Consider the following 19,419-nt stretch of genomic DNA (forward strand, 5'->3'; position numbering starts at 1 on the left):
TTTACTGGTTCCTTGCCGCGAGCGCAGTGACTCGGTCGAATGATTTGCCGCTGCGAATAATTGAGAGAGCATGTTCGCTATTTTGTTTTAAATCTTCATGGCCATTAATCCGCATTAACATTGCCACATTAGCCGCGACTGCAGCCTCGTGAGCGGCTTTACCATGGCCTTGTAATAACTGGGTCAGTAGAATACGGTTTTCATCAGGAGTGCCGCCTTCCAAATCACGTAATTGATACGGTGTTAAGCCAAAATCGTCGGCGGTTAATTGGTAATGATGTAACACACCGTCTTTTAATTCAGCAACTTGGGTTGTGGCATGAAGTGAAACTTCATCCATCCCTCCACTGTGTACCACAGCTGCACGGGTAAAACCAAGCATATCTAAGGTTTCAGCGACGGGTTTTACCAGCGCTTCTTGATAAACGCCGATTAACGCGATGGGTGGGCGAGCTGGGTTGATTAATGGCCCAAGGACGTTAAATAATGTTCGTGTTTTCAGTTGTGAACGAACAGGTGCTGCATGGCGAAAACCACTATGGTACTGAGGGGCAAATAAGAAACACACGCCTAAATCATCCAAAATGTCCCGAGCACTTTGAGCGCTTAAATCAAGTGCAATACCAAAGGCCGCTAATAAATCTGATGATCCAGAACGACTAGATACGCTGCGATTGCCATGTTTAGCGACTTTAATTCCAGCTTCAGCGGCTACAAATGCGCTAGCCGTTGAAATGTTAATACTGTTTGCGCCATCTCCCCCCGTACCCACAATGTCACTGAATTGATAATCAGGTCGAGGGAATGGTTGGGCATTTTCTAAGCAGGCAAGGGCGGCACCTGCAATTTCTTGAGGTTGTTCACCACGCATTTTCATACTGATAAGTACGGCTGCCAGTTGTGGTTCGGTTAATTCACCTTGAATAATGGCATTAAATAAATACTGACTTTCTTGTTGTGTCAGTGGCTGCGCGTTGAATAATTTATCATAAATATTTTGCATAATTGGCTCTCTATATCCCGTTAGTGCGAATGAGTCGTGGTGCTTGCATTGGGTGTAGAAAGAGCCCATGCCACAGTATTTTCTAACAACTGTTTACCCTGAGTGGTTAAAATAGATTCAGGGTGAAATTGGAATCCACACACTTTGTCTTGCTCATTTCGCACAGCCATGACCATTCCGTTGGATTGCGCATTAATAGTCAGTGTTTCAGGAATTTGGCTACCCACTAAAGAGTGGTAGCGCGCGACTGAAACAGGATTTTCGAGATTAGCAAACATCGCTTGCCCATCGTGGGTAGCAAGTGAAGCCTTACCATGTAGTATTTCCCCCGCGGAAGAGACAACACCACCGTAAGCCTCAACAATAGCCTGATGGCCTAAACAAATACCAATCACAGGAATTTTGCCGATAACCTGTTTTAAGACTTCAGGCATAGAGCCTGCTTCACTCGGTTTTCCTGGCCCTGGTGATAACACTAAAATTGGTGAGTTCATTTGGTTTAATACAGATAAAATATGTTCTGAGCTCACGGTATTACGGTAAATAACGACTTGGTGGCCATTCGCACGCAGTTGATCGACCAAGTTGTAAGTGAAAGAATCCACATTATCGAGCAGTAAAATATTCGCCATTAGAATAACTCCTTCACTTGGTGGGCTTGGGCAATCGCACGGATCACGGCGCGTGCTTTATTGCGCGTTTCATCTGCTTCAGCTTGAGGGAACGAATCCAATACGACGCCACCACCAGCTTGCACAGTCGCAATGCCATCTTCTACATAGGCTGAGCGGATCACGATACAAGTATCGAAATCACCTCTGCCGTTGAAATAACCCACCGCACCGCCATAGGAGCCACGACGCTGTTGTTCATACTGCGCAATTAATTGCATGGCTTTCACTTTGGGGGCTCCCGTTAATGTGCCCATATTCATACAGGCTTGATAAGCATGAAAAATGTCTAAATCGTGACGTAATGTTCCCACAACATGGGAAACGAGATGCATCACAAAGGAATAACGATCGACTTTGGTTAAGTTAGCCACATAGCGGGTACCTGCTTCACAGATACGGGCAAGATCATTACGTGCAAGATCAACAAGCATGATGTGCTCTGCTAGCTCTTTTTCATCTGTACGCATTGATAGTTCAATGCGGCTGTCTAAATCGAGGTCGATATCCCCTTGTGCATCACGACCGCGTGGGCGAGTACCTGCGATAGGGTAAATTTCGACCTTCCGGTCGCTGGTGGCATATTTCAATGCACTTTCTGGTGATGCGCCAAATAACGTAAAATCCTGATCTTGCATATAAAACATATAAGGACTTGGGTTTTGCGCTTTTAATTTTTGGTAGGCAATCAGTGGATGTGAACAAGGCATGGTGAATTTTCGTGAGGGCACTACTTGGAAGATATCTCCACGATAAATCGCCTCTTTTAATGATATGACAATAGCGCCATATTCTTGGTCGTTTTTGCTCAGTGTAACTTGAAAGTTAGGCTCGCTTTGCAAAGGGAGTGCGGGCAAAAATGGACGGCAAGATGCAATAATTTCATTGTGACGTTGTTTAACTGACGCCAGCGTTTGCTCATCTTGATTGAAAACACAGCTTTTAATGCGAGCCGCTTGGTTTTGATGGTCGATCACTAAATAGTGTTCCGCGACGAAGAAACAATAATCAGGGCACTGATTGACAGTTTTAACGTCAGGGATGGACTCAAAGTTTGCCACAAGGTCATAGGCAAATAAGCCTCCTACAAATACCGTTTCTGGCTTAGTCGAATAAGTTTGAGCTAAGGCAGGTAATGCACGTAACACGTCTAAGCATGATGCTGCTTTTAAACGACTGTCTTCATCTAAAGCAGGGTTAGGTTGCTCGAAGGTGACAACTAATAATGCCGTTTCAATGGTATGGGTGGAAATTACCCCAGAAAGTTGCGCTAACAATAATGGCAGCAAGGCTTGGCCGTTTAATGTTAACGCTTCAACTTCAACGCGTTGGCCAAAAGCGCGAATACGCAATGCGCTGTTAACAATCAATAAGCTTTGTAAGTTAGCTTTATTATTGATTTCAGCTGACTCCAGCAACATGGTTGATGGAATTGCATGGCATAAGTGATTGAATAACAACGTTGGGTCTGGCTGATAGTTAATTGGGCTATCCAGATACGTAAAATGTGCTAATGTGGTGTTTTGTTTGTTCATTTTGTTGCCTTACGCTAATTTTTGACATTAAAAAACCCGCCGTATGAAGGGCGGGTTTGGCACTGAGGCATGGTTTAACTATGCGCGTGCGGCTTCCGCCCAATTTGGGAAGTCACGCCACCAACGATTTGTTAAGTTAATTAAAGCCATAATGTGCCTCACTGGATAAACTGAATGTTATTGGCTGTAAGCCATCTTGCGTACTAGTAAACTGGATCGCATTTGAAGTGTCAAGTATTTTGTTAATTTATTAGGAAAAAATAGCTATTTATGGAAATTGGAGACGATATCACCTTGCAACCTGTATCCACACCGCTACTGACTCGCTACGACTTACACAGCCATACGACAGCCTCTGATGGGGATTTAACGCCAGAGGAATTAATCGAGCGAGCCATTGAAAAAGGCGTCAATGTTCTAGCTATCACTGACCACGATACGTGTGATGGCTTAATACAGGCAAGACAGTATATACGCGATAACGAAAAGCCGATTGAGTTAGTGAATGGTGTTGAGATCTCAACACTTTGGGAAAATATTGAAATCCATATCGTCGGTTTAAATTTCACCTCTGAACACCCAGCAATGGTTGCGTTACTTACGGAGCAATCGGCTCGTCGTGAAGCTCGGGGTATTGAGATAGGCCGCCGTTTACAAAAAGCGGGCATTGAAGATGCGTGGGAGAACGCCCAAAGTATATCGGGTGGCGGGCAAGTTACCCGAGCGCATTTTGCGCAATATATTATGAAAATAGGCAAAGAAAAAACCATCAACAATGTATTTAAACGCTATTTGTCTAAAGGCAAAACAGGTTATGTGCCTGCAACATGGTGTAGTATTGAAGCGTCCATTGCGGCGATTCATGCCGCTGGCGGCGTGGCTGTTTTAGCGCATCCATCTAAATATCAGCTTTCAAATAAATGGTTAAAACGTGTGATTGCTTATTTTAAAGAGCATGGGGGCGATGCGATGGAAATTTCCCATTGCCAGCAACCCCCTAATGAAAAACAATATTTAGCTGAATTGGCTAAAATGGCGGATTTACGAACATCTGTGGGGTCTGATTTTCACCGTCCTTGTTCTTGGATTGAATTAGGGCGAAACCTATGGTTACCAAATGATGAGCAAGCAGTTTGGACATTGTGGCAGGACGTAAAAAATCGCTAATTCATTGATGTATTGGTCGGTCGGTGTAAAATAATACTATACATAGAGTGATTAGATTAAAATCAATCATTCGATTGAGCAAAGAGATAGTGCCATTTTTAGGTATTTTGCCGGGTGATGCTGTCGATACCAAATTGTTGAGGTATATATGAGCCAGTTTTTTTATGTCCATCCGGATAACCCGCAAGCTCGGTTAATCAGTCAAAGTGTTGAAATTCTAAATAAAGGCGGTGTGGTTGTTTATCCTACTGATTCGGGGTATGCCATTGGATGTCGTTTAGAAGAAAAAGATGCATTGCAGCGAATTTGTCGTATCCGTCAGTTAGATACTAACCACAATTTTACATTAATGTGCCGTGATCTTTCTGAGCTTTCTAACTATGCACACGTAGATAATACAGTTTTTCGTTTAATTAAGAATAATACCCCAGGTAATTATACATTTATCTTAAAAGCCACCAAAGAAGTCCCTCGTCGTTTAATGAATGAAAAGCGTAAGACAATCGGCCTGCGCGTACCATCAAATCCGATTGCACGAGATTTACTTGAAGCGGTTGGCGAACCACTGATGTCAACGAGTTTAATTATGCCTGGTGATGATTTTACCCAATCTGATCCAGAAGAAATTCGTGATTTATTAGATAAACAAGTGGATTTAGTGATCCACGGTGGTTATATCGGACAGAAACCTACCACAGTCATTGATTTTACTGATGATACACCTGTTGTAGCCCGTGTTGGCACAGGGGATCCATCACCCTTTGAATAAATAAGCTATTTAGGTAGCGAATGTGCGATAAGGTGATAAAAGATAGGGGTTCAGGGGAAACCTGTGTATAATGCGCGGGTTTTCAAATTTATGACTTTTTGCACTCGTTTTTTTACTCGATGAAAAGTTATTTGACGCCTGTGAAGGCGACAGTAGAGGGTTACATGAGCGCTAAACCGCAAAATACAGAGAAATTACAAAAAATCCTTGCCCGTTCAGGGCATGGTTCACGTCGTGAAATCGAAACCTTCCTGCAAGCAGGTCGGATCAGCGTAGACGGTAAAATCGCCACTTTGGGTGACCGTGTCGAAGTCAAAGCATCAACCAAAATTCGTTTAGATGGTCGTTTATTAGCGATTAAAGAAGCGGAAAAAGAAATTTGCCGTGTGATGGCCTATTACAAACCTGAAGGTGAATTGTGTACTCGCCACGATCCTGAAGGGCGTCCAACCGTTTTTACGCGTTTGCCAAAACTGACAGGGGCAAGGTGGATTGCGGTAGGTCGTCTTGATGTGAATACTAGTGGGTTACTGTTATTCACAACCGATGGTGAGTTAGCGAACCGTTTAATGCACCCAAGCCGTGAAGTTGAGCGTGAATACGCAGTGCGGGTTTTTGGTGAAGTTAACGATGCAAAAATTCGCCAGTTGACCCAAGGTGTTCAACTTGAAGATGGTCCTGCGTCCTTTAAAACTGTCTCTTATCGTGGTGGTGAAGGGATGAACCAATGGTTCAATGTTACGTTAACAGAAGGGCGTAATCGTGAAGTCCGTCGTTTGTGGGAATCGGTTGGTGTACAAGTTAGCCGTTTGATCCGAGTGCGTTATGGTGATATCGATTTGCCAAAAGGGCTACCGCGTGGTGGTTGGACGGAGCTGGGTTTAGAGCAAACTAACTATTTGCGTGAATTAGTTGAGCTGCCAGCTGAAACAGAAAGTAAAGTGGCGGTTGAACGTGATCAACGTAGAATCAAAGCGAATCAAATTCGTCGTGCTGTGAAACGTCATACTCAAGTGGCATCACGCCCTGCATCTAAGCGTCAATCTTCAGGCCCGACAGCGAAGCGTCGTACACGCATCTAATTACTGCGTTATCATTATTTAAGAAGCGATGGCATAACACCATCGCTTTTTTATTGCCTAAAAATTACAGCTTACTGTTTGTATGTGTCTGTAAATTGCGGGTTTAGGTCACAGAATCACAACACTTGTCTGTAATAGATAATTGAAATGAGATTTAAGTCTCATTTTAATGTAACAAAAAAACTTAACATCAAGCTCTATGTGAGATTTAACTCACATAATTGCTGCAAAATGTACTTATAAACATCTGAACACGATAAGCAGCAATGTCTATTACTTACATATAAAAATGTGGTTTATCCAAGTGAATAAAGAATGGTTTCTAAGTGGGTAAACTCGATAAGGATAAAAGATGAAAAAAATAACACTGACGCTGAGCGCGGTTGCATTAGCTTTAACGTTTACGGCAACGTCTCAAGCCAAAATACCAATGCCAGAAACTGTCAGCCCAGGCGTTACCGTTGTTGAATTAGCGCAGCAGCAACCTATTCATTGGGTTTCTATTGAACAAATTAAACAAAGCCTAGAAGGTAAAGCGCCAATGGCAGTTGGCTTTGATATCGATGATACAGTGTTATTTTCTAGCCCAGGTTTTTACCGTGGTAAACTCGAGTTTTCCCCAAATGATTTTAGTTATTTGAAAAATCAGCAGTTTTGGGAGAAAATGAATAATGAGTGGGACAAATTCAGTATGCCAAAACAAGTGGGTATTGATTTAGTCAAAATGCACTTAGACCGAGGAGATACCGTTTATTTTATTACTGGCCGTACTAAAACGAAAACTGAAACTGTGACTAAGTACGTTCAAGAAGGCTTGGCGATCCCAGCCGATAAAATGCAACCTGTTATTTTTGCGGGTGATGAGCCTGGCCAAAATAATAAAGTAAGTTGGATGCGTGACCATAAATTAACTATTTATTATGGAGATGCAGATGCGGATATTGCAGCGGCTCATGAACTAGGTATTCGTGGCGTTCGTATTTTACGTGCAGCCAACTCATCTTATCAACCGCTGCCAAAAGCAGGGCGTTTTGGTGAAGAAGTGGTGATTAATTCTGAATTCTAATTGAATTTTGAATATGAAAAAGGCGACTTGGAGGTCGCCTTTTTTAATACTTGAATGACAGTTAGTTATTCACAATTGCGTCAATAACAACACGGTTACCCGTGATAGAACCTGTTGTTCCACTTGTTACAATTGGACTAGTGACCTTCGTCGTATTGTTAGAGCTAATAGTTCCATATTGGTTATTCACGCGATTTTTAGCTTCAATGGTCATGTTTTTGCCAGATACCATTTTTCCTGCATAATTATCGAGTGTACCAGCACTCACATTATGGTTATTAATCCCCGTAATTTGGCCATAATTATTGTTCAGGGTTGCTTTTGTTTTAATATCAATATCGCTGCGTGAGGCAACGTTATTATTCGCATTGGCTGCGATTGAACCATATACGTTATAAAGGTTATCACTTTTAACTTTGATAGTACCATCATTGGTTTGCAAACCACCATTTTGGTCTGTTAAACCAAATTGTGCGTTTACGTTTTTAAAATCAGCACTATAGTTATTGTTTAAATGGCTAGTTTCAATATCTAAGTTGCTTTCAGCGTTAATTAAACCAGATTGGTTATCAATATTATGCGCAGTTATTGTTAAGTTTTTACCTTTAATATAACCAGAACGATTACTGAGTATATTGGACTTTATTTCTGTTTTGCCATTATCAGAAATAATTGAACCTGAGTTTGTTAATTGGTTTGCATTGATATTCAGTAGTTTACCACTATGAATTTTTGAACGAGGGTCATTAGTCAATGCGACAGAAGCATCAAGATCCATACGGCCTTTAACAGCATTTAACTCTGAATTAGACTGTGTTAAATACATGGTATTCATCTCAGCACGTCGCTGTGCCACAATCTTACTGTTAGCCATGTTTTCGATAGAGTTTTGTGCGTTTAAGGTGATATCACGACCCGCAGTGATGTTGGAGTTCTCATTCACAATACGAACGGCATCAATAGTGATATCTTGACCAGCAATAAAACCCTTCGCTGGATCATTTGGATTCCCCATATTATCGCGGTTATAGATTACATTGGTAGAATGGACGTTGAGGTCACCTCGAGTGGCTTTAAATGACCCATTATCATTGACGATAGTATCAGATAACGTGGTCACATTTTGTTGGGCTTCAATGGTTCCGTTGTTATTTGACAAAGTACCTAACGTCGTTAAATTTACATCGTTGTTCAGGGACGTAATGTGCCCACGATCGTTATTAATTGCACCTGTGCCTGCAGCCTGAATGTTGACACTTTTTGCTGCGGAAATAGTGCCGCTATTTGTCAGCCCAGTCGCATTAATTGAGAGGGTATTTGCTGAGTGAATGTTGCCATTAATATTATTGACGGTGCCTGCGCTATCAATGGTAATTGCACCATTATGTGAAGCGATATCACCTGCGTTAGATACGCCAACACCTGTTTCGGTCGCCATTAACGAAATTTTATTCGCATACATGCCGCCTAAGGCGGAAACGTCAATACCAATACTTGGTTTTGCACCAATGGCTGTTGTCGTACCAATAACATCACCAGCGGAATTCACACGGTTATTCCCTGCAATAACGTTTAGACGTTGAGCTGTGACAGCACCGTTAATCGCGACAGAGCGTGCAATTATATCAGTAGGTGAGTTTGCATTGAAACTACCATTGATGGCAATTTTTCCTTGCTGCACATTGTAGTCATTGACTAAGTTATTGCCATCTAAGGAAACTTTACCCGTAGTTAATGTGGTGCGGTTGGTATTAATAAATCCGCAGTTATTACAGGTGATACCTGATGCATTTGCGACAATCACTTGCGCTTTACCGCCAGCGACTTCAATCATGCCGTTTAATGTTGTTGCCGTATTTGAGTTGACCTCATTTAGGATCACTTTTGCGCGTTTACCTGCGACATTGCCATTACCGCCAATTTTACCCCCTATTGTGGTATTAGAAAGGCCTGCACTATTGTTTAAAATAACGCCTTTTTGGTCAACATCAAATTGGCTATAAATATTGTGAGAAACACCGCTTTCAGACGGTTTATTAATATAAACAATGGTTGGACCATTACCTTGAACCATTACTCCAGCGCCATTTGTTGGAGTAATAGCGGCTTGAGCAACCGTTGTTGAACCGACAATCATTGAAACACACAGAAATAAAGGTTTGAATTTCAATTTAGGTGCATTGAAAGTATTCATTGAAACGTTTTGCATATATATCCCTTAAATTAAAATAGACAATATCTAAAATAACTAACAATCCATTATTGCAATTTAATTATGCGGAAATATAAAATTAAATAAAATTAATAATGTTAACATGAGTTAAGTTTTTATTCGGTATTGAATAATAACTTAGTATGAATAAAGCTAGAATAAATGCGTTATTTTGTATTTAACTTGTTTTTTATCAGTTGGTTAAATTTCTTTCTGTATTGTGATTTTCGGTATGTTTACTCAAGGGGTAACACGTACTAGTTTATATTAAATAGGGAAAAGGCGAGTTTAATCATTAGAATAACTTATGGTCTGAATTTATATTGTAAAAATGGTCGATATAATTAAAGCCGTATTGGGAATATATGCGAATGATTAAATTAACACGCAAGATGGTTTGATTAAACTTATCATGCATAAAAAGAGAACTTAGCAATAGTCTTATTTTAGCTTATAATTGCTAAGTTAACTTTTATCGTTTACCAGTCAATGCCTTTTTGCGCTTTAATACCAACATCAAACGCATGTTTAACAGGGCGCATTTCAGTAACTGTATCCGCTAAATTAATTAAATCACGGTGGCATCCTCTACCTGTAATGATGACGGATTGGTTGGCAGGACGATCTAGCAAGGCTTGTATAACGTCGTCTAACCCAAGGTAATGATAGCTGACCATATAGGTTAGCTCATCTAAGACAACCAAATCATATTGAGGATCACTTAAAAGTCGTTTTGCATGATGCCAGGTTTCAAGGCAGGCTAGTGTGTCCGTCTCTTTATTTTGTGTTTCCCACGTAAAGCCAGTGGACATTACAAAAAAAGGCGCTCCAAGCGGCTCTAAGAGTTCACGTTCACCATTATCCCAACTTCCTTTAATAAATTGCACAACAGCCGCTTTTTTACCATGGCCGATGGCACGACAAACCGTACCAAATGCGGCGGTCGTTTTACCTTTGCCGTTGCCAGTGAAGATGATGATAATCCCACGCTCAATTTGAGCGGCTTCAATACGCGCATCGACTTTTTCTTTTAAGCGTTGTTGACGTTCTTCATGTCGGCTTTGTGACATAATAAATTACTCCGCTGCACCTGGTTTACGGCCTGGTTGTGCATCATAACTGCTGCCTGTTTTACGGATGCTATCATCACCCATTAAATAAATGTAAATAGGCATAATATCTGCTGGGGTTTTGAGTTTTTCGGGGTCTTCTTCGGGGAATGCGCTGGCACGCATACTGGTTCTGGTTCCTCCAGGATTAATGCAGTTAACGCGTAAATGACTATTTTTATATTCCTCAGCAAGCATTTGCATTAGACCTTCTGTTGCAAATTTAGAAACAGCGTAAGCTCCCCAACCAGCGCGGCCTTGTTTCCCAACACTCGAACTTGTGAAAACTAATGATGGATTTGGCGCTTTCAAGAGTAAGGGGAGTAGGGATTGCGTAAGCATAAAGGTCGCATTGACGTTGATCTGCATGACATCATGCCATAGTTGAGGTGGTTGTTCTGAAATGGGGGCGACAACACCAAGAATACCCGCATTATGCAAGACGCCATCTAGATAAGGAACAGTGTTAGATATTTGCGTGGCTAATGATTGGCAGTTTTCATTGGTTGCTGTCAATAAATCTAAAACATAACATGGCGATTTCTTGCCAGAAATTGCAGTGATTTCTTGGCTAACAGCGTCTAATTTATGTTGCGTTCTTCCGACAAGAACCAATGATGCACCGAATCGGGCATAGGTTAGGGCGGCTTCACGACCAATGCCATCGCCTGCGCCAGTTATGAGTATCGTTTTGCCTTTCAATAGGTCTTGTCTAGGCTGATATTGAAGCATATTCTTTCCTATGATTGTGAATTAAATGTAACGGTATCATCGCACTGATTTGGTTTTTTGGCTAATCTAACATAGATATCTACGTAGTTTATGGTGTGAAATACGATTTTTTCTGGTTGTTTACCCATAATCGTGAGATTATTTTTGTGTTGAAGATAAATATCAGAAGGATCATGTTGTGGAGTATTTCTCTTTGTATGGATTATTTTTAGCAAAAGTTGTCACTATCGTGGTGGCTATCGTTTTGCTGGCTGTTTTTGTCTTTGGTGTAGGTATGCGTCGCCAAAGTGCTAAAGGTTCGTTAAAACTCACTGATTTGGGTGAGAATTATCGCGAACGCCAGCGTCAGATGCAGCAAGTGAAAATGAATGAATCTGAGCATAAAGCATGGCTCAAGGCATTCAAAAAACAGCAAAAAGCAAAATCAAAAAGTGAGAAATCAGGGGCTAAACTTGGGCAAACATCCATTAAAAAGCCCTGTTTATATGTCTTAGACTTTAAAGGCAGCATGGATGCACGCGAAGTGGCATCTTTGAGGGAGGAAATCAGTGCAGTTCTGGCTGTTGCTGATACACAAGATGAAGTTTTGCTGCGTTTGGAGAGCCCTGGCGGTATGGTCCATGGTTATGGGCTTGCAGCATCACAATTACGTCGTTTAAAAGAAAAGAATATTCCGTTGACGGTTGCTGTTGATAAAGTGGCAGCAAGTGGTGGCTATATGATGGCCTGTATTGCAGATAAAATTGTTGCTGCACCATTTGCTATTATTGGCTCAATTGGTGTTGTGGCACAAATTCCTAATATTCATCGCTTATTGAAAAAACATGATGTTGATGTTGAACTTCATACGGCAGGTGAATATAAAAGAACGCTGACATTGCTCGGGGAAAATACCGAGCAAGGCCGTAAAAAGTTTGTGGAAGATTTAAATTCAACGCATGATCTTTTCAAGCAATTTGTTCATCAAAATCGTCCGTCATTAGATATTGATAAAGTTGCAACGGGTGAATACTGGTACGGGTCACAGGCGTTAGAAAAAGGGCTTGTGGATAGCATTGGCGTCAGTGATGACATTATTATTGATGCAGTTGATGCTAAAGAGATTGTTGGTGTCCGTTATGTTCTAAGTAAAAAAATGGTGGATAAAGTCATGGGAAGCGCAGCAAATAGTGTTGATAACCTTTTATTGCGTTGGTGGCAGCGTGGCCAAAAACCAATGTTATAAATGAATAGTCGCCTCGCAAATATTCTGTTTTAATTCTACTATTAATTACCGGCACTGAAGCCGGTAATTTTTTATCAATTATTGAATGTTAATTAATCATTTTCACGTAATTGGTATTGTTCTGAAAGAACATGGGCAAGATGTTTGTACATATTAAAAGCAGCGGTACTTTTTAATGTTGGGATACCATTTTCATCGAGAAAGAATTCCCCTTTAAAAACCAGCGTACCACGATGCTGCTCCACGGTGTCTACAAACATACCGTGAATATATTCGTCATGTTTCTGTATGATATCGTTAGCTTTTTCAAGTAACTCTGTTTTTGTAATGTACGGTAGATCGTCTTGCATAATAGGGCTCCCTTGAAAAAATAATTGGTTGCTTCTCGCATTTTATCAGGTAGAGTGTGTGGTTTTCAATTATGGCTTAATGCCTTTATATGGTTAAAATCAGTCAGCTAGAAGACTTTCATGACTTGTAGAATAACGTGATTGAGATTATAAGTTTTGTTTCAACACAAATAATTGATTGAAAATATATTGATATATTGTGATTGTGTCGCAATATAAAAAACAGATTCTCATTTTACGCATTTTAATGTAAAAGTGCGTCATAGTTGATATTTAGGTAAAGGTAAATATGGGTAAAGCTCTTGTTATCGTGGAGTCCCCGGCAAAAGCCAAGACAATTAATAAATACCTTGGCAGTGGCTACGTTGTGAAAAGCAGCGTCGGCCATATTCGTGATCTGCCGAAAAGCGGCTCTGGTTCACAAACCGGCTCACAAAAGAGTACAGGCTCATCTACCGAGAAAACAAAGAAAGTTAAAAAAGATCCACGCGATGCATTAGTGAATCGCATGGGTATCGACCCTTATCATGGTTGGAAGGCGAATTACCAAATTCTACCAGGTAAGGAAAAGGTGGTTTCTGAGCTGAAATCTCTGGCTGCGGATGCCGATCACATCTACCTCGCAACGGACTTGGACCGCGAGGGGGAAGCGATCGCATGGCATTTACGTGAAGTGATTGGTGGTGATGATTCGCGTTTTAGTCGTGTTGTATTTAACGAAATCACGAAAAACGCCATCACCCAAGCATTTGATAGCCCAGGTGAGCTAAATATTGATCGGGTTAACGCGCAGCAAGCACGTCGCTTTATGGATCGCGTTGTGGGGTACATGGTATCTCCATTATTGTGGAAAAAAGTGGCTAGAGGTTTGTCTGCGGGGCGTGTTCAGTCTGTTGCAGTGAAACTGATTGTTGAACGCGAACGAGAAATTAAAGCGTTTGTTCCTGAAGAGTATTGGGAATTACACGCGGACTTAGCAGATAAAGATATTGCAAATTTACGCATGGAAGTGACGTCGCAAGCAGGTAAATCGTTCAAACCTGTTAATAAAGCGCAAACTACCGCTGCGGTAAAATTACTTGAAAAGGCGCGCTTTGAGGTTATTGACCGTGAAGACCGCCCTACATCAAGTAAACCAAGTGCACCTTATATCACTTCAACATTGCAACAAGCGGCAAGTACGCGTTTAGGCTTTGGGGTGAAGAAAACCATGATGATGGCCCAGCGTCTGTATGAAGCGGGTTACATTACTTATATGCGTACTGACTCAACTAACTTGAGTCAAGATGCGTTGGATATGGTTCGTGGTTATATCAATGACAACTTTGGGGCGAAATATCTGCCGAAAGATGCCAATGTATATAGCAGCAAAGATAATTCCCAAGAGGCGCATGAAGCCATCCGTCCTTCTAGTGTTGATGTATTACCTGATTCGCTAAAAGATATGGAAAATGACGCAAAACGGTTGTACCAATTAATTTGGAACCAATTTGTTGCGTGTCAAATGACGCCAGCGAAATATGACTCTACGACCTTAACAGTGAAAGCGGGAGACTTTGAACTGAAAGCCAAAGGGCGTACGTTACGTTTTGATGGTTGGACGAAAGTAATGCCTGCACTGCGCAAAAACGATGAAGATAAAACCTTACCGCCAATTCAAGTGGGTACGGAACTATCATTAATTGAATTATTGCCAAGTCAGCACTTTACTAAACCGCCTGCACGTTTTAGTGAAGCTTCACTGGTTAAAGAACTCGAAAAACGTGGAATTGGTCGTCCTTCAACTTATGCGGCAATTATTTCGACTATCCAAGATAGAGGATATGTCAAAGTTGAAAACCGTCGCTTCTATGCGGAAAAAATGGGGGAAATCGTTACTGATCGTTTAGAAGAAAACTTCAACGATTTGATGAACTACGATTTTACCGCACGCATGGAAAACCAGCTCGACCATGTTGCAAATCATGATGCCGAGTGGAAAGCTGTTCTTGATGAATTCTTCTCTGATTTTAGTACCCAGCTTGATGTTGCGGAAAAAGATCCAGAAGAAGGGGGAATGCGTACCAATCCGATGGTTATAACATCAATAACCTGTCCTGATTGTGAACGCCATATGGGTATTCGCACTGCATCTACAGGGGTATTCCTGGGGTGTAGTGGCTATGCATTGCCACCAAAAGAACGCTGTAAAAAAACCATCAATCTGATCCCTGAAGATGAAGTACTTAATATTCTTGAAGGGGATGATGCAGAAACTAACGCGTTAAGAGCAAAACGTCGTTGCCCTAAATGTGGTACGGCGATGGATAGCTACTTGATTGATAACCAACGTAAATTACATGTTTGTGGTAATAACCCTGCATGTGAAGGTTATGAAATTGAAGAAGGCGAATTCCGTATTAAAGGCTATGATGGCCCTGTCATTGAATGTGATAAATGTGGCTCTGAAATGCACCTGAAAATGGGGCGTTTTGGTAAATACATGGGTTGCACCAATGAAGAATGTAAAAACACACGTAAAATCCTAAGAAGTGGTGAAGTTGCGCCACCGAAAGAAGATCCTGTTCCGTTGCCTGAATTACCGTGTGAAAAGTCTGACGCTTACTTTGTATTGCGTGATGGTGCCGCTGGGGTGTTCCTTGCTGCCAACACTTTCCCGAAATCCAGAGAAACACGTGCGCCATTAGTGGCTGAGTTACAACGCTTTAAGGACAGATTACCTGAAAAGCTTGCCTACTTGGCAGAAGCACCTGCTGAAGATGCTGAAGGTAACCCAACAGTTGTTCGTTTTAGCCGTAAAACCAAGCAACAATATGTTTCTTCGGAAAAAGACGGTAAAGCAACAGGTTGGAGTGCTTTTTATGTTGATGGTAAATGGGAAGTCAAAGAGAAATAATTCGTTAAGGTTATTTTTCAGATAAAAATAGAAATGCCAATCTGTTATTGATTGGCATTTTTTTGCGTTAAGCAGATTGTAATTGATTCACTTTAATCGTTTTCTTTGCTAAATCTTCATCAATAAAATCAAAGATTAATATGCCTTTTGGCGTAGCCTGATCTAACGTAGCTAATTCATCGCGAATAATAGGGTTAATGATGTTTGCATACGCGATTGGACTGCCCAGCTGACCATTCGTTGCACTAATATGATTGAGAACGAGTTGATGCTCTTTGGTATTATCATCGCCATGAATTAACGCCATTATGTCATTGATTTTTTCCTGGATCTCAGGGCCATTCCAGTTATCTTGTAATAAAATTAAGGGGTTTTGATGCCAATTATGCGCCCAACGAGTGCCATCCTTTAACGTTGAAACATGCAATTCTGGTGGTGCACATTCAATCACCAAGATTTTGCCTCTTAACTGTTTTACACTGGGCCACTTGAATGTGTTTTCATCAACTCGCTCAGGCAGTAAAAGGTGTTTTAGGTAAGGCTCAATAAATGGGATAAGAGCCTGTTTATAGGCCTCAAAGTCATTTTTTTTCTCATTGGCATTTTGAATGCGTAAAATGACAAATTCAGTAGGGTGTGTATCAAGGAAAGAAATAAAGCAGTGAAGAAGGTCTTCTGCCATGATGTCGCTATGCCATTCACGGTGTGCAATATTTAGATTGCGAGTTAGCCTTAAATCAAAAAAACGCACGCCGCAGTTAAGCTGCTCCACTAGCGATAATGTCTGGGTTTGGTAATAAGGCAGATCACAGGTTGATGTAATGGCATCATGAGTTCCTGGGATCAATAAATCAGTTACGGATAATTCATCTGCAATGTATTTGAGCCAATCAATATAATTATTATTTCGCATAGTGCTTACCTAATCCATTTTCTAAATAGACAATAAGCCGTTATTACAACGGCTTATGTCGTCATAATATCAATGTGTTATTGCGCTTTTTTCATTTTAATAACGGTCCAAGACAGTAAGGCGGCGATTAATGTTAAGACAGATAACCCAATAAAAACATTACCAATAATATTCGTTGGAGTCAGAATTTCTTTGACGACTTGCCCTTGTTCACCTAATTGTGGACTAAAAATGATCTTACCTAAAATTAATGGCGCTAGCAGTGCAGGAAGGTATCCAATCGTGATAGCCAAAGACATTGCAGCGGAAGCATGCTTTTTATCAATCCCAAACTCACCGATCGGGGCATAGTAGACGCCTCGGATCATAAAGCAGCATGCGGAGGCACATAACATCAGGATCATTATAGTGTTACGAACTGCAGGGCTAATGATATTGTCAGGAGCTTGGCCAGCCATAAATTCCGTGATAGAAGCTGGGTTCATATAGAACAAAATACCAATAGCGGCGAGTAGGAACACTAAAACGAATGACATAAAACGCATAAAGTGGGCGGTGGATTTAAACGCTAATGTGACCAGCAATGTGGATATTAATGGCAACATTCGCAATGCAATAACAACAGAAACAAATACTGCAGCGACGGTTGCAGATGTACCATAACCTGCTTGTAAGAAACGGGCAAAGTAGGTACCCGCTGCAACAAAAGTACCGTAAATACAGAAAACGTTGAGGCCTGTTACCCAAACAATCGGTAATTTGATAACTTTTAATACACCAAGCAGCGCTTCTTTCACTGAGTTTACGGTATCAGCGTCCTCACTGACTCGCGCGTCCTTCGGTACAGCCAAGAAAATGAATATCGCAGTAGCGAGCACAATAATGGATGATGTGATCATCATGGTGCGGCTACTTGCTTCGTAATAAACCATTGCAGCCCATAATAGACTCATCAAAAATGCTAATAAACCTCGTCCAAATTCAAACATACCAAAAGCAACACCTTGGTGCTCTTTGGTGGTAGATAAACTCACCGCCTTAAAGTTGGCGGGCTTAAATAACACTTCACTGAGTAATAACATGGAGAAAAAACACAGTAATAAAGTTGGCATGCTTAACCCTGGTGAGTTTAAGGCGATAAAGAGAGAAATAAAGCCAACTCCGAGTGTGGTGATTAACATAATCACACGGACTTTAAATCTATCACCGACCCAACCCAGAGCGAGAGTGCCTAATAAGATAACTAATCCTTGCATGGAATAGAGCTGGCCTGCTTGCGCATCAGTGATCCCCATAGCGACAGGAAAGCCAAGGGGTAGGGAGTTCCGCAAGTCCCAAAAGGCATACAATAGCTGGGCGTTTGCAGTAATAAATATCAGTTGAATAATGGTGTGTGCTGAAAAACCAAACTTTTTGGCAAGAGTATTCATAATCTATTTTCCACTTATTATAAAAATTAAAGAAAACATAGTGTTATATTTTGTTAACTTGTTTTTGTAAGGTACAGCCAATCTCTTTAACGTTATTTTGCTGGGTGGGATTTTATGAAATTTTTATTTCCTATTTATTTCATGTGAAATGAATAGTCTGAAATGTAGGCGAAATGAAAATAATATACTGTGATCATTTTCACAGCATGTTAACATTTTTATCAAAGAGTTATTTTACGTAAATGTACTAAAATGAAGTTTTTATAATAAGTCTATAACGGCATAAATATTCTTAATTGAGTGATTTTTGAAGATTAAGTTAACAATATTGATTGTGATATAACTATCATTTATTAACTAAAGCTAAATGCAGCACCAAAGTGATAACAAATTTGTGTTAACTTAAGTACAGTCATTGGTACTAATGAAACAACAGTAATCGTTCTTACCTTGTTTATCATAAGGTAATTGGATGGAATGATTGATAAATGTTATCCACTGGAGGCAATATGAAGTTAAAGATGTGCTTATTTGCTGCATTACTGACTGCGGGCACTGCCTATGCAGCACAATCCACTGTGGTATTAAAGGAAGCAACGCCAACGGGTGAGGGTAAAACGATTGGTGAAGTTGTTATCTCTGAAACTGAGTATGGGTTATTGTTCACACCAAAACTTTCAGGTTTACAATCTGGTATTCATGGTTTCCATGTCCACGAAAACCCAAGCTGCGAGCCAGGGGAAAAAGATGGCAAATCTGTTCCTGCACTAAAAGCGGGTGGGCATTTAGATCCAGCAAAAACGGCTGTTCACAAAGGGCCATATGATAATACTGGGCACTTAGGGGATTTACCCGGTCTCGTTGCAGATAGCCAAGGTAATGCCGATTATGCGGTTTTAGCGCCACGTTTAAAAACACTGAAAGATGTGCAAAACCGTGCGTTAATGGTGCATGTGGGGGGCGATAACTATTCCGATAATCCAGAAGCGTTAGGTGGTGGGGGGGCTAGGATGGCCTGTGGCGTCATCAAATAACTTTGCTCGTCATATTTTACGGTGTGGCGTTGTTGGCTTCATTCGGTTATGTGGGTCACATACTGGAGTATGCTCCCCACGATAACCTCATTTGCCGCCTAGCCACAACGTAAACTATTTAGAGCAAGGTCTTAATTGTCCAAAGCAATACTTAATAGCGTAGTATTGCATTGGGTATTAAGTAATTTAAATGATGATATAGCGTCATATATTGCCTAGCCACAA

At 40.9% G+C, this 19,419-nt stretch carries 16 protein-coding genes and 1 other annotated feature; of the genes, 7 read left to right on the forward strand and 9 right to left on the reverse strand.

All coding sequences use genetic code 11. The features are described 5' to 3' along the window. Position 1: 1 nt before the first annotated feature. Genes trpD through AABS66_RS18635 form a run of 3 tightly spaced genes read right to left on the reverse strand, consistent with a single transcriptional unit; the run spans position 2 to position 3,209 of the window. Positions 2–1,003 (reverse strand): anthranilate phosphoribosyltransferase, encoded by a 1,002-nt coding sequence (gene trpD, locus AABS66_RS18625; RefSeq protein ID WP_206086109.1) that lies wholly within the window; start codon positions 1,001–1,003, stop codon positions 2–4. A 20-nt stretch (positions 1,004–1,023) separates the two neighbouring features. Then, positions 1,024–1,635, reverse strand: a complete 612-nt coding sequence (locus AABS66_RS18630) for a glutamine amidotransferase-related protein (protein WP_206086108.1) — start codon at positions 1,633–1,635, stop codon at positions 1,024–1,026. Continuing rightward, positions 1,635–3,209 (reverse strand): anthranilate synthase component 1, encoded by a 1,575-nt coding sequence (locus AABS66_RS18635; RefSeq protein ID WP_206086107.1) that lies wholly within the window; start codon positions 3,207–3,209, stop codon positions 1,635–1,637. The genes AABS66_RS18630 and AABS66_RS18635 overlap by 1 nt, the downstream gene beginning before the upstream one ends. 26 nt (positions 3,210–3,235) lie before the next feature. After that, positions 3,236–3,338 (reverse strand) — a sequence feature (Trp leader region). 141 nt (positions 3,339–3,479) lie between these two features. Here AABS66_RS18635 and rnm point away from each other — a divergent pair. The 4 genes from rnm (at position 3,480) to aphA (ending at position 7,293) form a co-directional block, all read left to right on the forward strand. Then, positions 3,480–4,376 carry an RNase RNM gene (gene rnm, locus AABS66_RS18640; protein WP_206086106.1) on the forward strand — a complete coding sequence of 299 codons (897 nt, stop codon included), beginning with the start codon at positions 3,480–3,482 and terminating at the stop codon, positions 4,374–4,376. Between the two features lie 148 nt (positions 4,377–4,524). After that, positions 4,525–5,145 (forward strand): L-threonylcarbamoyladenylate synthase, encoded by a 621-nt coding sequence (locus tag AABS66_RS18645; RefSeq protein ID WP_206086105.1) that lies wholly within the window; start codon positions 4,525–4,527, stop codon positions 5,143–5,145. A 164-nt stretch (positions 5,146–5,309) separates the two neighbouring features. After that, a complete protein-coding gene (gene rluB, locus AABS66_RS18650) occupies positions 5,310–6,227 on the forward strand; it encodes a 23S rRNA pseudouridine(2605) synthase RluB (protein ID WP_206086104.1) in 918 nt (305 codons plus the stop codon). A 352-nt stretch (positions 6,228–6,579) separates the two neighbouring features. Next, complete coding sequence (gene aphA, locus AABS66_RS18655) at positions 6,580–7,293, forward strand: acid phosphatase AphA (protein ID WP_225819487.1); 714 nt, start codon at positions 6,580–6,582, stop codon at positions 7,291–7,293. A gap of 61 nt (positions 7,294–7,354) precedes the next feature. Here the strand turns inward: aphA and AABS66_RS18660 are convergent, their stop codons facing one another. The 3 genes from AABS66_RS18660 to AABS66_RS18670 all read right to left on the reverse strand — a co-directional run bounded on the left by AABS66_RS18660 (position 7,355) and on the right by AABS66_RS18670 (position 11,346). After that, a complete protein-coding gene (locus tag AABS66_RS18660) occupies positions 7,355–9,502 on the reverse strand; it encodes a filamentous hemagglutinin N-terminal domain-containing protein (RefSeq protein ID WP_430225272.1) in 2,148 nt (715 codons plus the stop codon). Between the two features lie 482 nt (positions 9,503–9,984). Then, on the reverse strand, positions 9,985–10,575 hold the full coding sequence (gene cobO / locus AABS66_RS18665) for a cob(I)yrinic acid a,c-diamide adenosyltransferase (RefSeq protein WP_206086101.1): 591 nt from the start codon (positions 10,573–10,575) through the stop codon (positions 9,985–9,987). Positions 10,576–10,581: 6 nt separating this feature from the next. Next, positions 10,582–11,346: a YciK family oxidoreductase gene (locus tag AABS66_RS18670; protein WP_430225273.1), complete on the reverse strand. Its 765-nt coding sequence runs from the start codon at positions 11,344–11,346 to the stop codon at positions 10,582–10,584. A 178-nt stretch (positions 11,347–11,524) separates the two neighbouring features. On the opposite strand from AABS66_RS18670, the gene sohB reads away from it, so the two are divergent. Beyond that, positions 11,525–12,571, forward strand: coding sequence for a protease SohB (gene sohB / locus AABS66_RS18675; protein ID WP_206086099.1), 1,047 nt, complete (start codon positions 11,525–11,527; stop codon positions 12,569–12,571). Positions 12,572–12,663: 92 nt separating this feature from the next. Here the strand turns inward: sohB and AABS66_RS18680 are convergent, their stop codons facing one another. After that, the gene (locus tag AABS66_RS18680; RefSeq protein WP_206086098.1) at positions 12,664–12,921 is read right to left on the reverse strand and encodes a DUF2498 family protein; all 258 of its coding nucleotides are present in this window, start codon (positions 12,919–12,921) and stop codon (positions 12,664–12,666) included. Between the two features lie 289 nt (positions 12,922–13,210). Here AABS66_RS18680 and topA point away from each other — a divergent pair, with 289 nt between their 5' ends. Beyond that, a complete protein-coding gene (topA, locus tag AABS66_RS18685; RefSeq protein ID WP_206086097.1) occupies positions 13,211–15,817 on the forward strand; it encodes a type I DNA topoisomerase in 2,607 nt (868 codons plus the stop codon). A 67-nt stretch (positions 15,818–15,884) separates the two neighbouring features. Here topA and AABS66_RS18690 read toward each other — a convergent pair whose 3' ends face one another. Both AABS66_RS18690 and AABS66_RS18695 read right to left on the reverse strand, forming a co-directional pair. Continuing rightward, positions 15,885–16,730 (reverse strand): phosphatidylinositol-specific phospholipase C domain-containing protein, encoded by an 846-nt coding sequence (locus AABS66_RS18690; RefSeq protein WP_349421888.1) that lies wholly within the window; start codon positions 16,728–16,730, stop codon positions 15,885–15,887. A gap of 77 nt (positions 16,731–16,807) precedes the next feature. Then, the gene (locus AABS66_RS18695; protein WP_430225274.1) at positions 16,808–18,160 is read right to left on the reverse strand and encodes an MFS transporter; all 1,353 of its coding nucleotides are present in this window, start codon (positions 18,158–18,160) and stop codon (positions 16,808–16,810) included. Positions 18,161–18,669: 509 nt separating this feature from the next. Between AABS66_RS18695 and sodC the strand changes: the two genes are divergently transcribed. Next, positions 18,670–19,194 (forward strand): superoxide dismutase family protein, encoded by a 525-nt coding sequence (gene sodC, locus AABS66_RS18700; RefSeq protein WP_206086094.1) that lies wholly within the window; start codon positions 18,670–18,672, stop codon positions 19,192–19,194. Positions 19,195–19,419: the final 225 nt, after the last annotated feature.

Origin of the sequence: Providencia sp. SP181, from assembly GCF_050446505.1 — a bacterium.
Taxonomy (GTDB): domain Bacteria; phylum Pseudomonadota; class Gammaproteobacteria; order Enterobacterales; family Enterobacteriaceae; genus Providencia; species Providencia vermicola.